The organism is Olivibacter sp. 47 (assembly GCF_030372825.1).
Taxonomy (GTDB): domain Bacteria; phylum Bacteroidota; class Bacteroidia; order Sphingobacteriales; family Sphingobacteriaceae; genus Olivibacter; species Olivibacter oleidegradans.
This window is the reverse complement of the sequence record NZ_JAUCNR010000001.1, coordinates 3,604,990-3,620,493: the sequence shown is the minus strand read 5'-3', so window position 1 is coordinate 3,620,493 and position 15,504 is coordinate 3,604,990. Positions and strand designations below refer to the sequence as shown.

The following is a 15,504-nucleotide window of genomic DNA, read 5'->3' as shown; positions in this document are numbered from 1 at the left end:
ATTTAGTATATTTGCTAATAAATTTAGTTTGTTTTGAGCAGGATTATAGAGAAGTTAGAAATTTTGGCTGATGCAGCCAAATATGATGTAAGTTGTTCCTCGAGTGGAAGCAATCGACAAAACAAGAACAAAGGCATTGGGAATACGGGCGCCGGTATCTGCCATACCTATACGGAAGACGGTCGTTGTGTTTCTTTATTGAAAATCTTATTGACGAACTTTTGTATTTATGACTGCGCCTATTGTGTTACGCGAAAAAGCAATGATATTAAACGGGTGGCTTTTACAGTTCAGGAAGTCGTAGATCTTACCATCAACTTTTATCGACGCAACTACATTGAAGGCTTGTTTCTCAGTAGCGGTATTTTTAAAAATGCAGATTATACCATGGAGCGGTTGATACTTGTTGCAAAAAAACTGAGAATGGATCACAATTTTAATGGCTATATTCATTTGAAGACGATTCCAGGAGCTAGTAATGACCTGATGTACGAAGCGGGGCTATACGCTGATAGGTTAAGCGTGAATATTGAAATTCCGATTGAATCAGGTTTAAAGTTGTTAGCACCGGAAAAGAATAGGCAAGATATGATCCGACCGATGGATTACCTCAAGCAGAAAATCATGGAGGTAAAAGAAGAAAAAGAAAAATTCAAATATACTCCTTCGTTTACACCAGCAGGTCAAAGTACCCAAATGATAATCGGCGCAAGTGGCGAAACGGATGCTCAAATTATAAAGGTTGCACAAAATCTCTATGACAAATTTAACCTTAAACGCGTATACTATTCCGGATATGTTCCGATAAGTGATGATATGCGTTTACCGGGGATTGGTTCGGCAATACCTTTCCTTCGGGAAAATAGGCTTTATCAAACCGATTGGCTCATGAGGTTTTATGGCTTTAAATCATCCGAGCTGGTGAATGAGCAACATCCTGTATTAGATTTAGACATTGACCCGAAACTTAGTTGGGCATTGAGAAATCCCGGATTTTTTCCTGTTGATATCAATAATGCGGATCTCCATCTTATACTAAGAGTACCAGGTATCGGGCTGACTTCGGCCCATAAAATAGTCAATGCGCGAAAGCATGGTCATCTTGATATAGAACAATTGAAAAAAATAGGTGTTTCGCTCAATAGAGCTAAGTATTTCATTATATGTAGAGGATATAAGCAAATTTTCTGTGATAAGCCTGAGCAGCTTATTAAATCATATATTTTGAATGCTTCGAAAAGTAAATATTCAAGAAGCAACTTTTATCAAACAAGCCTCTTCTAGAAATGTGTGTAATAATTTATGATGGAACATGGGAAGGCTGGTTAACTTTGGTTTTTGAGATGTTCGAATTCAAGGTCTCGGTAACCGCCATTTACCGGAATGAACAACCGTTACAACAAGATATTTTCGTGCCGTGGAAAAGAGTGACAACCGATAAATCAAAAGCCCAGCGCGTTTGGAAAGGTTTACAATTGCGGATACCAAAATATGCTCAGGAAAACTTGTTCTGCGCGTTTCTGTCTGAGCTTCCCCAAATAGAGGCGACCTTGTGCTCGGCTGTCTGTTTTTATTTTTCGACCGTTGAAGAGGGGCACTTAGCATTTGGACGGAATGACGTGCTAACAATACATCAGACTGCAAAGATGGTGAACAGAGAACGACATCGCATGAAAGCCTTTACGCGTTTTAAAAAGCAAAAAAATGGTTTATACTTTGCCGTGATTGAACCGGACTTTAATGTGCTTCCGCTTATTAACGAGCATTTTATGCGCCGTTATGCGGATCAACGTTGGTTAATATATGATACAAAACGCGACTACGGCATCTATTACGATTTAAACCTTGTTTCGGAAGTAAAATTAACAAATGAGACAGTCCTGTTGGATGATATGGTACAGCTTGAAGAAGACGAGATTCTGTATGCCGATTTGTGGCAACAGTATTTTAAATCCACCAATATAAAGGAAAGAAAAAACGTGAGATTGCATGTTCAACATGTGCCCAAGAGGTACTGGAAATACTTGACTGAAAAAAGCATTTAAAAGCAGCAAGTCACTGGAACTGAACTTCCACCATGCGGTGTTTAATAAGTCCTTGGTTGAAATGACAAATAAATTACAATTAATTTATCAATATAGTGTATTAAGTACACTATCTTTGTGTCATCATAATTTAGGTTTATAATTGGTTAGTTAAAGTCTTCAATCTCCCCGGTTGAAGACTTTTTTTATTCCAATTTTTAAATCTTAACGGTTTATCCAATCACGACAGTGATCAATCTTCTTTGCTTTCGGGATGTAATTTGCCTAAGTTTGGAAATTGGAATTAAGGTAGATGAAAATTTATACAATCGTATTTTTGTTTTTTTGTACTTCTAATCTTTTTGGGCAGTCGACAGTTGATCAAATTGATCTACGCATTTTGGAAAATTTAGCCGCCAAGAGGAGCGAGCAAGAAACGAAGGCAATGCGTATCATTTCTGATGCAAACAACTATGTCAACGCCGCCATACCTGCCGGATTGTTTGTCGCCGGTGTAATTGATGGAAACAAAGAGATGCGGCAGAACGCAGTTTATATAGCTAGTAGTACAGCAATTACCGCCTTGCTAAATTTTGGATTGAAGAAAATATTTAAAAGACCACGTCCCTTCATCGCACATATTGGGTTTAAAGCTGTTTATCAGCCGTCTAGTTATTCTTTCCCGTCAGGTCATACGTCCGCTTCATTCAGTACGGCCACGGCCTTGTCGCGCGCTTATCCTAAATGGTATATAATTGCGCCATCGTTCATTTGGGCAGGAACTGTAGGTTACTCTCGCATGTATTTAGGTGTTCATAATCCATCAGATGTTGCGGCAGGAGCTATTTTAGGTGCTGGATCCGCCTTTGGTATGGGGTTTATAAGGCCCTGATCGTGCAGAGTTTACGATTAGAGTGGGAAGCAATTGTTTTTATTTTATCAAAAGCAACCTCTATTTAGACGAATGTTCCGCATTACTGAAGATAAATTTTATAAGCACACCTTCTTGCCCCGGCAAGAATATGATCTATCCGTTCAACGGATACATTTTCTCCTAAAACATTTTGGAACGTATTAAGCTCTGAACGGCAAAAGCCCTGACAAGTCTGTGCTGCTGCGCAAATCGGACAATGATTTTCGATGAGTAAATAAACATCACCCTGCTTTTGGCATTCGGCCATATAGCCTTCTTGATTCCGAATCTCGGCCAATTTATTGACTCGTTCTTCCAATTCATTAACACCCTTTAAGTGTTCATTGTATTTTATTATGCCTGCCTTTTCGTTTTCGGAAATGATGGTTTCCATGGCTTGTTCGCCTAAGCTTTGACGAATTAAGTCAATAAGCTTTACGGTAAGATCTGCGTGCGAGTCTGGAAACCGCGCGTGTCCTGCACGGGTTAACGACCAAATCTGTTGTGGCCTTCCCCGTCCCTTTACTCGCGTGCTGGAGGTAACCAACTCATCGTTGGCAAGTTTTTGCAGCTTGAAACGCGCGCCCTCCGTGGTGATTTTAAGCTCATTAGCGACTTCAATGAGCGTTTGAGGACCCTTTTTTTTCAGCAACCAAAGAGCGCTGTCGTAATCGTTTATATGATGATTCATAAACAAAGTATCCGCTTGGTTTAATGCGTAAAAATACTAACTTTGATCGGTAATCAGAAATAAGAACGAAGGAATAATAATTAGGAGGGGAGGGCGTTAGATGTTCTTGTTATCTATAACCATTTAATAAATTTATATATGGTTGATTTAAAAGCATATTTAGAGCGAATTCATTATACGCAGCGACCGGATACCAACCTGGAAACGTTGATGGAGATACATCGACTACACCCAAAATACATTCCCTTTGAAAATTTGAATCCGCTTACCGGAAGACCGATAAGTCTAGGCATTGAAGATATTTTCGATAAATTAATACTGTCACATAGAGGAGGGTATTGCTTTGAACATAATACGTTGTTTAAGCAGGTATTGATACAACTAGGTTTTCAGGTAAGTGGATTTTGGGCAAGAGTGATTTGGAATATAGATCCAACCCAGATAACGGCGAGAACTCATATGTTATTACATATAGTTTACGAAGGCCAAGCTTATATAGCCGATGTTGGGTTTGGGGCTATGACCTTAACGGCTCCCTTACTTTTTGCTCCTGACATTGTGCAGGAAACGCAACATGGAATCTTTCGCATTATACAAAAGGAAAAATTTTATATCCTGCAGGTATTGCAAGAGAATGAGTGGCGGTCGATCTACCAGTTTTACACAGAGGTTTTGGAGTCGATAGACTATGAAGTGGCCAACTGGTATGTCTCAACACATCCCAATTCACACTTTACAAAACAGCTTATTGTGGCGAAAGTAGATGATGATGGCCGTTATACGTTACATGATAATGTGTTGAATATTCGATATGATAGCGGAAGAAAAGAGTCGTTTCTTTTTAGTACTGCTTGTGAGGTTATTGAAGCCCTGCAGCACACTTTTAACATTCGTACTAGAGGGTTGGATAATTTGGAAGAGGTACTGTCTGCCATAATAAGTACAAAGCAAGTAAGTTAAAAAAGAGAAAACCTATAAGGAAAAGGCCGGTAGAAAAGCTATTGTAACGTTATTTACAATAGCTTTTATTGCCTTATTGTATTAATTTTACAGGCGCACGTACGGGTTCCTTATCTCGTATTTCTTCTGTCGCCAATCTAACGAGTTGTGTAGATTCATTAAGGGGTCCAAAAACTTCTGATTTTCCGTCCGCTTGACGGCCGAGATTGACGGGGATCCATTTCGTACTATCGTGTTCTACTTTAATCACAAAAGTTCCTAGGGTTGAATTGAGAACCGCTTCTGTAGGCACTACAAAAGTATGCTCAGCGCCGGTAAGCGGAATTTCAACTTCTGTAATCATGCCCGGTAGCAATTGTTTATTACTATTATTAACATCCATTTCGATACGTTGTGAACGAAGACGGGGATCCAATGCGCCTGCTAACCTCGCGACTTTGGCCGTAAAAGATTCACTTGGTAAAGCTTTAACCGAAAACTTGATTTCATTTTGGCGATTCAAATAGGCTGAATATAGTTCGGGCACACTGACCACTAAACGGAGCTTGTCCTGCTGCTGTAAGGTAAAAATAGGGGCCTCAGAACCTTTACCGGAAGGACCAACATAAGCACCTGCGCTGACATTCCGCGCAGTTATAATACCCGAAAAAGGTGCCCTTATTTCAAGATAATTTTTTGTGTCGCCGACCTCGCGATAGGCAGCCTGTGCCGCTTTAAATTGCGCAAGATCTGAATTCTGTTTAGCCAATGCTAAATCAAGATCGTTTTGTGATACCGTCCCCGGTGTTTTGCTGGTTTCCAGTAACCGTTGATAAGTAGCTTTACTTGCTAGATAAACAGCTTCTTGCGATTTCAGGCGGGATTCAGCTCCTGCTAGTTGTGAATTCAATTCGGGCGCTTCCATTGTAGCGAGTATTTGCCCTGCAGATACGACACTGCCGACATCCACATTCAGCTTTTTTACGAAACTACTAACTTTGGCGTATAAATCCACTTGTTGATAGGCAATAAGCTCTCCGGGAATTTTAATAGAAGAAGAAAGTTGGCCTTTGCTCAATTTAAATATTTCCAATGGAGCCGACTCCTCCTTTGCTTTTTGATTTTCGGCCTCCGCTTTTTGTATAGGTGAGGTGCACCGAGCCAACATGCAGGTTATGCTCAATAAACCGCTGGTCAATAAAACAAATCTGTAAGAGTTCATATTTGAATTTTTTTAATTTTTAGTAATAGATGGAATGTAATGAATACTTTCTTCGTCTTCCGGATCAAGAGACACACTTTGTGTGCTGGCTTTACCTTGCCCCCAGGCGAATACCAAAGGCAGGATAAAAAGTGCCGCAAAAGTCGACGCCACAAGCCCCCCCGATCACAGCTCTACCCAAAGGAGAGGATTGGTCACCGGCCTCTCCCAATCCGCTGGCCATCGGAATCATACCAACCACCATGGCCAATGCCGTCATTACAATAGGTCTTAATCTGAGTGAGGCGGCCCCTGTTGCCGAAGAAATAGCATTTCCTGTCGTCTTCCGTATCTCTTCAGCATTGGTAATCAGCAAAACGGCATTGGATATTGATACGCCCACCGACATGATCATACCCATATAAGATTGCAAATTTAAGGTAGATCCTGTTAATAATAGAAGACCGATAGAACCTAAAATAACTGCAGGGACGGTTGCTAAAACAATTCCAGAAACTTTAAACGATTGGAAGTTAGCGGCAAGCATTAAGAATATGACCACAATAGCCACTAATAGACCGCTTTCTAAACTGTCCATAGTTTCGGTTAGCGTATTGCTTAAACCGATCAATTCTACTTCCAAACCGCGAGGCAGTTCACCCAGTGAGGCAATCGCCTTTTCTACTTCTTTAGACGCGGTACCTAAATCCTGCTGATTAATGTTAGCCGTTACAGATAACATGGGCATCGCTCCTAAATTGTCAGTTTCACCGTAGGTTATACCCGAAGTTATGGTAGCAACATCTCCCAGTACGGGTCTGGATGAATTTTTCAATAAAGGTATTTCATTGATTTCATTGATACTGTTCATTTTATTTTCCGGAATCTGTACTTGAACACTGTAACTGTTGCCAATGCGTTGGTCGATCCAAATATTTTTATCGGTATACCGTGAAGAAGACGTAGAGGCAATCAAAGATCGGGAAACGTCATTCATATCAACGCCCAATTGTGCGGCTCTTGTTCTATCTACATTAATATTGATTGATGGGTATTTGGTAGACTGCCCCAATTGAACATCTCTTAGGTAATCTATTTTTTTAAGTTTAGTAATAAGCTTTTGCGCAAATGCCTCGCTCACCTTTTTATTTCTTCCGGAGAATCGGACTTCTATAGGAGTAGGCGAACCTTGACTTAGAATCTTGTCCGTTAATTCTATCGGTTCAAAGGAGGTTGTTACTTCCGGTAAATCTTTAGCAAATGCAGATCGAATGTTCTCTTTGAGTTTATCCAGGTCAGTTTTATAGTGTTCACTCAATGCTACTTGAATGACGGATTCATGTGGGCCTGCCATCCATAGGTAAATAGGACTTGTGGAGAAAAGAGATGGATGCAAACCTACATAGGCAGAGGTGATCGACACGTTCTCCGGACCTACTAACTTCTTGATAGCTTCAATGGCTTTGTTTGTCTTGCGCTCGGTTTCTTCAATTCTGGTGCCGTCGGGGGCGCGTAGGCGTACTTGGAATTGACTTCCATTTACTTTTGGTAATACGTCTCGGCCGATTTGCATCATCAATATACTTGCCAATCCACAAATAATTAAAAGATAGGCAACAACAATTGCTTTGCGATAAGGCATAATGCGTTCGATAAAACGTAAATAGCGCATTCGTATCTTCTCAAAAACGCCAATCTTTTCATTATGATTTCTGTCGGCAGCTCTGGCAGCAGCAATTTTTTGTTCGATCTGTGCGTGATGATCGTCGGTAGAAAGGCCAGCCAATTCGAGCTCTTCAGCATCGGTTAAATTCGATCCATCTGCTTTTTTGTGATGCTTTACCTTCATAATCCAGTTAGCCATAATAGGAACAAAGGTTTGTGCCAGAAAATAGGATACAATCATACTGAAGCCGATAGCCAAAGCTAGCGGTAGAAAAAGCGATCCAGGTATGCCCCCCATTGTAAAGGCTGGCGCAAACACGGCCAAAATACAAAAGAGAATTAAGAGCTTAGGAAAGGCAATTTCTTTACAGGCATCCCAAATCGCTAAAGCTTTTGGTTTTCCCATATCAAAATGCTGGTGAATGTTCTCAATGGTTACCGTACTTTCATCCACCAGAATTCCGATTGCCAAAGCCAAACCGCTCAGTGTCATTATATTGATGGTTTGCCCGAATAAATTAAGAAATAGGACCCCTGATATAATGGATGTTGGGATGGTAAGGATAACAATCAAAGCGCCACGTAGGTCGCCTAAGAATAGAATAACCATCAATCCCGTGAGTATAGCACCTATGGCACCTTCAGTTAATAAGCTTTTTACCGAATTCATAACATAAACCGATTGGTCGAATTCGTAGCTTACTTGAACATCCTCCGGCAGTTGACTTTGAATTTTTGGAACTGCGGCCTTCAGTTTTTTTACTACTTCCCAAGTGGAGGCATCAGCACTTTTTGCAACATTTAAATAGACTGAGCGTTTACCATTACCAAGGCATAACCAGAAGTAATGTCAGCGGCATCTTCGACAGTTGCTACATCTCTCAAATAAAGGTTTTGGACACCACTTTTGAAAAGTGGTATATTTTCAAAATCTTTAACATCTTTAATCGTTGTATTAGTAGGTGTGATGTAATTTTTGTCGCCAACTCTTACATTTCCCGACGGGGCGGTTTGATTATTGATTTTCAAGGCCTCTACTAATTGGTCTGGCGTCATATTGTGGGATCGAAGTAATGCAGGGTCGGCTTTGATAACAATGGTTCTGACATTTCCGCCAAAAGGAGGGGGAGCGACTAGCCCGCTTATTGACGTAAAAGAAGAACGGACATAGGTGTTAGCTAAATCTGCCAACTCATTATTGCTTCTCGTTTTGCTACTCAATACAAGTTGGCCAACGGGCAATGTTGAGGCATCAAAACGTATAATGAAGGGTGGGTTTGATCCGGGAGGGAATATCGCTTGGATACGATTTGTGAAAGAGGCAAGCTCGGCCGCTGCCTGCGCCATATTGGTCCCTGGATAAAAGTTCAATTTCATTAGGGTTAATCCCTGTATATTCTTTGTCTCTATACTTTTTAGCCCATTCGTATAGAGGAGTATGTTTACATATTGTTTAGCAAAGAAAGACTCCATCTGCTCGGGCGTATAACCTGTAAAAGGGTGGGAAATATAAATTACAGGCATATCTAGTTTTGGGAAGATATCGATCTTAATGGAAGTAACTGCTTTTATTCCAAAGAAAAATAGCCCTGCTACTATGACCATTATGGTTATCGGTTTACGTAATGCAAAGCGAATTAAATTCATGATAGTTTATTTAGATTCTTTTTAACTGTTTTTTTTTTGCAGCAATAAATGCTAAGGTTCTATTTTGTTAACAAATAAGCTGAAATCGCCGGAAGCAGCAGCTTTGTATAATAAAGCCTGCCAAACGTTGTTGTAGGCGATATCACGATCCGTCTCTGCCCGTATGAGCGCATACAGGGCTTGTGTGACATCCACTAAATTGGTTAACCCATTTTTATAGAGTACCGATTTCTGCAAAAACGCGTCCGAGGCGGCTTTAACTTGGGTTGGCACTTCTCTATAATTGCTTAATGCATTTTCAATTTTCGTATCCGCTAAAACTAATTGGGCCCGGATTTGCTGATTCGCCAATTCAAATTCATCTGTTAAAGCCTGGTTCGTAAAGGTTTGTCCTTTTACTTGTTTCGAAATCCGAAGTGGTTGGGTTAAATTCCAAGTCAAACCGATCCCAATGAGATAATTTGAACGACTTGGCTTAATACCGTCGAAATAATTTTGTGTAAAAGCTTGTTGATTACTCGCGTAGTCACTTCGAAAACCTGAACCCCTGGTCTGAAAGATTCCAACAAGTGATAAGGAAGGGTAATAAAGTGTTTTTAGATATTTTTTTGTTCTTTCCCCACATTAATACGGGATTGATACCATCTCAAAGTAGGGTGGTTTGCAATATCACTGTCGGTCGACTGTTCCATACCTGCCGGTACATGCGAAATAAAAAAACTATCTAAGGTAAATTCGGTTGGAGGAATACCCATTAATTGCGCCAGCTTGTTACTCTGTTCCTGTTCAAAATCTTTTGCTTTGGTCAATGCTATTTTAGCGTTAGATACCTCCGCATTTGCCAAGGAAGAATCTACGCCGGCAATGAGCCCATTCAATGCTCTGGTGACAACCACTTGGCGGAATGTATCGGCCCGAAAGAGATTCTTCTTATACGAAAGCGTGAGTTTTTGTGCAGCCAGAAGATTCAAATAAGCCGCTGACACTTTTACCTGATGATTGAACAGCTCCTGTTGCAAATCCATATTGTCTCGTTCGGCAACTTCTCGTGCTACTTTGATCCGCTCCTTAGCTTTTCCAAAGGAGAAGAATTCCCAATTGACATTGGCTAAATAAAGCGATCCAAACGCGGCATTCCAGTTCTGGTTTGGAAGCGGTAGCCCCGAAGAGGCTACACCGTATCCACCAAAACCATAGAGAGGTCCGTTCTGACCATTGACTGTTCCATAATCTTGTTGCGCGGATAAGACCAAGTTAGGAAGATAATCTCGTTTAGCTTGCTCAACGGAAGAAAAAGAAGCCTTGGCATAATTCGCTTTAGCCTTGACACTGCCGTAGTTGTTAATTGCTAATTCGAGGGCTTCCTTTAGAGACAATTTTTGCTGTGTCCAAGCATGTTGTGTTAACATTAATGATAATAGGCTTGAAATGCAATACCTTATTATCCAACGGAATGAATATTTCACAAAAAATAAAAGTATTAGTAGTATCTTTTGTGAAATTGGGGAATGATTTTGAAGAGAATTTGAAGGAAGTGATCAAAATGTGATTATTTTGTTATCCTAATGTAACAATTTGATTGTCCTGTCCCAAAACCGAAATACCTTCCTCTCGATCAGTCTCCGTAAGCCCAGCTCTTGGAAAATCAACGGTTAGCATATGCAACCTGTTTTCGTAAGTGTATTGGACATCAAAGTTATTCAATTCACAAATTCGTTTAACAATAGCAAGACCCAAACCTACACTGTTGCTGCACTGATTGCTTTTCTTAAAGCGTTGGAATAACTCCTCTGTTGGGAAAATCGGTTCGGGGCCGGTATTTTTTATTAAAATTCCCTTTTTATTTATTTCTAGGAAAATGGTTCCATTCTTTACATTATGCCTGATTGCATTGCTAAGCAGATTATCGAACAACATGTCCGCTAAGGCCGGATTAATTCTGACGGTAATATCAGGATCGATGTGTTGCGTTACCTTTAGCTCTTTAATTGCTATCCTATCTTCATAAATCGTGAGTAACTCAAGAACCTGTTTAGTGAAGTTTATTTCTTTGGTCGCTTCAAATTCCTGATTTTCCAGTTTCGTGAGTAAAAGGAGCGAGTGATTGATTCTTGACAACTTCTCGATCGCGTTTTGCATGTCTGCGATAAGCGATGCCTGATTTTGCTGTATGTCCGTTTCCGTAAGTAGCTCCAATTTGCTTCGTAGAACAGCTAGTGGAGTTTGCAGTTCATGCGATGCATTTTCGCTAAATTCTTTTACCAAACTATATTCTTTGATTGCCTTGTCCGTCATCTTTTTCAGAAATCGGTTCAGTTCTTGGAATTCCTTCGTATTAGTATGATTAAGCGTTAACGGCTGCTTTTTTTTAATGCTAAATTTCTGTATACTTTTCAGTGTTTGATTAAATGGAGAAAGAATCTTTTTGGATACCAAACGGACGGTTAAGAGAACCACTAAAGCGATCAATACAGTTTTCAAAATGGCCGTTAAGAGCATCCCTTTTAAAATCTGTTTTGATTGCGTTACGTAATTATAGGAAGATACTTGATAATTGATGCCATTTATGGTATAATAACAACTGACCGTTATTCGGCATTCATCGGTAACGGAAGCGGTACTGTCACATTGTTGTTTTTGTACTTGTACCCTGTTTTGGGGTAAGGCGCTGTTTATCTTCAATATAGCGATTGGTCTTCCCTGCGAATACTGATCGGGCGCAATTCCTGCTTTCAACTGCTCGGCTACTTCATTGTTGACAGCTTTTAAGCGCTCTATTTCTGAATTATCGATACGATTGCGTATGTTACTTAATGTCGTGAACATACTGATAGGCGTTACAAGTAATATTATCGCCAAAAACCACAGTGTAAATTTGTCCGCTAATTTCATTATCTGGAATTTATATCAACCCTTGTTTGTGTTGAACTTATATCCTAAACCATAAATCGTGTCAATGTAATCGTCGCCACCCGCCATATTGATTTTTTTTCGGAGATTCTTAACGTGCTGGTAAACAAAGTCTACATTGCTAAGATTATCCGTGTAATCGCCCCAAAGGTGGTTGGCAATAGCTTGTCGTGATAAAACTCTATTTTTGTTTACCAGAAAATAAAGAAGAAGCTCAAACTCCTTTCTGGTCGCATCTAGTGCTTTTCCATGTATTTTTAATTCAAAGGTATTAGTATTTAACGTGATTTCCTTAAAAGAGATGATATTATTGCCGTCTAGATTTTTTCTTCGATGTATGGCTCTCAGACGTGCATGAAGTTCCGGCAAGTGAAAAGGTTTGGTAAGATAATCATCGGCTCCTTCTTCTAGGCCCTTTATTTTATCATCTAGCGCTCCTTTGGCAGAAATAATCAATATAGAACCGTTGATGTGTTCTTCTTTTACCAAGTTGAGCAACTCGAGCCCGTTTCCATCCGGAAGCATAATATCAAGAATTATACAGTCGTAGGTAAAGAAGAGCAATTTTTCGCGCGCTTCGGTTGCGCTAAAAGCCAGCTCACAGATATAATTTTCTCCAGCTAGGTAATCATGAATACTGCTAGCGAGTTCTTTATTGTCTTCTATTACCAAAATTTTCATTTACGACTAGTTTTACATCTGATGAGCAAACCGGATGCGGGGACTTAAAAATATACTTTATAGCCAATTATCGCTTAAACTTATCGGTTTCCACAGAATAAATTAACAAAACGCTAAATAGAGCACAAGATAGAGACTAATTTTGAAAAAAATTTGAAGTGCCCTTGCCCAAAAAAAGGCGTTGCTTATTGCGTTAAGCTTTCATCACTTTATTTAAAGCTAGGGGGATATGCAGGAGATCGTAGTCGTTTGAGTAGATTAAATACTTAGTGTGCCATGTGGGATTATATTTGTCTTTAAACTCTCTTAAGCCTTTGTAATGTTTGAATTGTTGCAGTTTTTCGTAGGCGAACTTAATGGTCCGTTGTGGTATATCCGTCGGTGAGTCAATACCGGAAAAAGGAGCTAAGCCCATGTTCAAAGATTTGAACCCTTGTTGTTGAGCATACTCTATTAGTTTTATAAGAATACAATCCATATTTCCGCTAGGGGCGTCGGCTGTTTTTCTAATAAGATCATAAGTAGTCTCACCGGGCATATAATCCGGTATAATATTTAGGAAGCTCACAACCTTTTCATCCGTGTTCTCTAAGGTAATAATGGTGTGCTGTTTCAATTCTGTCTCATTAAAAGCTCCCTGAGAGAAAACCATTTCTTCGCGATTGAGCATAATCAGCCATTCGTCTGAGACCGACTTTAATTTTTGGAGCAAGCCATCTTTTATTGGTGGCGTGTAAATCTTCGTAATAAAACCCTTCTTTTCGATATTATTCAAGGCATTTCTTAAGGATTTGTTGCTTTTACCTTCCAGGTTAAATCGGCTTAAGTCGACAATTGCCTCTTGCCCGATAGGAAGTGCTTTTTTCTTAATTGATCTATAGAATTCTAAATTATCCTCATCCACACGATAATAAATGGCTTTTAGACTATTTTGTTGGCAGAATCTTTCAAATGCATAAATTGTTTGCTCCTTAACTAGTGGTGAGTCAAAGCATACCGGTTCATGTAAGACAACAGCGAAGCTATTGGCTATTTTATACGCGATCATGGAATCTATATCCGCAGGAAAGAAGAATAACTTGTCATTGGTAAGCTTAAAATGATCAACCGCTGATTTTCCGTAATTGGTAATCACTGCATGTGCTCTAATCAATTCTTCTTCGTTTCTTTTAGTTTTAAAAATATAGGGTTGGATGAATGAATAGAATAACATTAAGATGGCAAGAGCACCGAATAAATTAATGGAATAAACAAATAGTCTGGCAAATTCCGTATGTGGATTTAGATAAGTGGTGTCTACTAGAATAAGACAAGCCAGGGTGTTAACAAACGAGTCAAGAATTGAAAAATTTTCATGAAAGTGATTGGCTTTTAAAAGATAAAAGCCTATTGTTCCATAGATTAATACAGCACAAATAACGATGAGGGAGGTAGTGATACTAAATGTTTGAAGCTTCTTATCACCTTTGATGTAATATTGTTTGTAGGTAACAGATAACGTGACGATTGTGAACAGTGCCAAAGAGGCCTCTTCATAGTCGATCGCCTTGGTAAGATGACCGATAAAAGATAAAGAACTAAGTAGTAGTGCAATTAGCCAAGCATTTCTTAACCCTTTAATTAAAAATGCCGAGCAGATAAGCAGCAGTAGTCCGATCAGCAAAACCATGTAGTTAGAGAAGTGAATCGTATCATTTGGAATGAAGCGATGCAGTGTTTTAACTCTACTCGCTATAGCAGGCGTTAATACAGAGGCGATATTGACGATTCCCAGTGTGAAAAGTAGTACAGACGGAAAAATGCGTAAAATTAAATTACCCTTTGAAAAACGAAGCTAAAAACACCCAGTAGAAGCGGTAGCCAAAATTCAAAAAGACGATATAGAAAAGTAATGGAAAGTGACTCTGTAGTACTAAAATCGAATCGGTTGAGCACCACTACTAAAGATACTTCGACGGCTCCAAGCCCCCTTAAAAAAGGTGAAATACAAAGGAACAAGGTTGCAATTACATAGCCGAGTATAGCAGCCGATACATCGTATTGTAAATGGAGAGCTTTCATGGCCAATAGTAAATGGATTATTCCAACCAGTTCAATCAATATGGAATAGAGCAATGTTAAACCTAGTTGTTGTTTGCTGAAATGTCCGTTTTTAAGTTCTAAAACAACTGCCTCAAGTGCGGGGAAGCGCAGTAATAGCCATCTATAGAAGCTGCCTTCAACATAAATATCATAACTGATATAACCGATCAAAAATAGCAGCAAACAGAGAGCCAATAAGGTTTCCCATTCACCTCCATAGCGTTGATTTGTAAAAGAAATGTATAGGATAACCGGAAAGGCGAATAAGACAACTGATATGATGCCGATAACACCGTATATATAGGAAGCAAAATTTATCTTTGTTTTACTGATGCCCGTTCGTTCAATTTCTTTCGTAAAAAAAGCTAAGGATGTCACGCCGCCTCCCGGGAGGAATACACTTAATAAGTTTCTTTTGAGGAACAGCTGCGTGGCTAGTCGGATAGATAATGTTTTTCCAACCGTTTTGAAACTATGGACATACATGAGAGCTTGGAGTAGGATATATAGAAGTACACCGATGATGCCAATTAGTACCCATAAAGGGTCGCTTTGAACGGTCGTTTCTTTTACTTTGATCAGCTCTTCACGCTGCTGTTTTAAAAAGTAAATGCCAAATAGGACAAAAAGGAGACCTATGATTTCCTTTACGTAATAGTTATGTTGTTTAAAACGATTTATTAAGCTGCTCATTTAGGTTCAAATCTTGTTAAACTTAATAAACTTCATTTTAAGATAATACTAAGTTTGT

At 39.5% G+C, this 15,504-nt stretch carries 12 protein-coding genes and 1 pseudogene; 4 read left to right on the top strand and 9 right to left on the bottom strand.

Going from position 1 to position 15,504, the window contains the following annotated elements; translation table 11 throughout:
* Window positions 1–33 precede the first annotated feature (33 nt).
* The 3 genes from QT327_RS15825 (at window position 34) to QT327_RS15815 (ending at window position 2,916) form a co-directional block, all read left to right on the top strand.
* The gene (locus tag QT327_RS15825; protein WP_130855731.1) at window positions 34–1,284 is read left to right on the top strand and encodes a putative DNA modification/repair radical SAM protein; all 1,251 of its coding nucleotides are present in this window, start codon (window positions 34–36) and stop codon (window positions 1,282–1,284) included.
* Between the two features lie 2 nt (window positions 1,285–1,286).
* Entirely contained in the window at window positions 1,287–2,045 is a 759-nt protein-coding gene (locus QT327_RS15820; RefSeq protein ID WP_130855732.1) for a TIGR03915 family putative DNA repair protein, read from the top strand.
* Window positions 2,046–2,337: 292 nt separating this feature from the next.
* Window positions 2,338–2,916 carry a phosphatase PAP2 family protein gene (locus tag QT327_RS15815; protein ID WP_289553314.1) on the top strand — a complete coding sequence of 193 codons (579 nt, stop codon included), beginning with the start codon at window positions 2,338–2,340 and terminating at the stop codon, window positions 2,914–2,916.
* A gap of 82 nt (window positions 2,917–2,998) precedes the next feature.
* Here QT327_RS15815 and QT327_RS15810 read toward each other — a convergent pair whose 3' ends face one another.
* Window positions 2,999–3,628 carry a helix-turn-helix transcriptional regulator gene (locus QT327_RS15810; protein WP_013667310.1) on the bottom strand — a complete coding sequence of 210 codons (630 nt, stop codon included), beginning with the start codon at window positions 3,626–3,628 and terminating at the stop codon, window positions 2,999–3,001.
* A gap of 138 nt (window positions 3,629–3,766) precedes the next feature.
* On the opposite strand from QT327_RS15810, the gene QT327_RS15805 reads away from it, so the two are divergent.
* The gene (locus QT327_RS15805) at window positions 3,767–4,588 is read left to right on the top strand and encodes an arylamine N-acetyltransferase family protein (protein ID WP_130855734.1); all 822 of its coding nucleotides are present in this window, start codon (window positions 3,767–3,769) and stop codon (window positions 4,586–4,588) included.
* A gap of 73 nt (window positions 4,589–4,661) precedes the next feature.
* Here QT327_RS15805 and QT327_RS15800 read toward each other — a convergent pair whose 3' ends face one another.
* The 8 genes and pseudogenes from QT327_RS15800 to QT327_RS15765 all read right to left on the bottom strand — a co-directional run bounded on the left by QT327_RS15800 (window position 4,662) and on the right by QT327_RS15765 (window position 15,446).
* Complete coding sequence (locus QT327_RS15800; RefSeq protein WP_130855735.1) at window positions 4,662–5,789, bottom strand: efflux RND transporter periplasmic adaptor subunit; 1,128 nt, start codon at window positions 5,787–5,789, stop codon at window positions 4,662–4,664.
* Between the two features lie 12 nt (window positions 5,790–5,801).
* Window positions 5,802–9,080 (bottom strand): annotated as a pseudogene (locus QT327_RS15795) (efflux RND transporter permease subunit).
* A gap of 51 nt (window positions 9,081–9,131) precedes the next feature.
* Window positions 9,132–9,521 (bottom strand): hypothetical protein, encoded by a 390-nt coding sequence (locus tag QT327_RS15790; RefSeq protein ID WP_502910537.1) that lies wholly within the window; start codon window positions 9,519–9,521, stop codon window positions 9,132–9,134.
* Between the two features lie 155 nt (window positions 9,522–9,676).
* Entirely contained in the window at window positions 9,677–10,489 is an 813-nt protein-coding gene (locus tag QT327_RS15785) for a TolC family protein (protein WP_289553312.1), read from the bottom strand.
* A 148-nt stretch (window positions 10,490–10,637) separates the two neighbouring features.
* Window positions 10,638–11,972 carry a sensor histidine kinase gene (locus tag QT327_RS15780; protein ID WP_013667305.1) on the bottom strand — a complete coding sequence of 445 codons (1,335 nt, stop codon included), beginning with the start codon at window positions 11,970–11,972 and terminating at the stop codon, window positions 10,638–10,640.
* Between the two features lie 15 nt (window positions 11,973–11,987).
* On the bottom strand, window positions 11,988–12,671 hold the full coding sequence (locus QT327_RS15775; RefSeq protein WP_013667304.1) for a response regulator transcription factor: 684 nt from the start codon (window positions 12,669–12,671) through the stop codon (window positions 11,988–11,990).
* 193 nt (window positions 12,672–12,864) lie between these two features.
* Complete coding sequence (locus tag QT327_RS15770) at window positions 12,865–14,340, bottom strand: phosphatidylglycerol lysyltransferase domain-containing protein (protein ID WP_289553311.1); 1,476 nt, start codon at window positions 14,338–14,340, stop codon at window positions 12,865–12,867.
* Between the two features lie 140 nt (window positions 14,341–14,480).
* The gene (locus QT327_RS15765) at window positions 14,481–15,446 is read right to left on the bottom strand and encodes a lysylphosphatidylglycerol synthase transmembrane domain-containing protein (protein ID WP_289553310.1); all 966 of its coding nucleotides are present in this window, start codon (window positions 15,444–15,446) and stop codon (window positions 14,481–14,483) included.
* Window positions 15,447–15,504 lie beyond the last annotated feature (58 nt).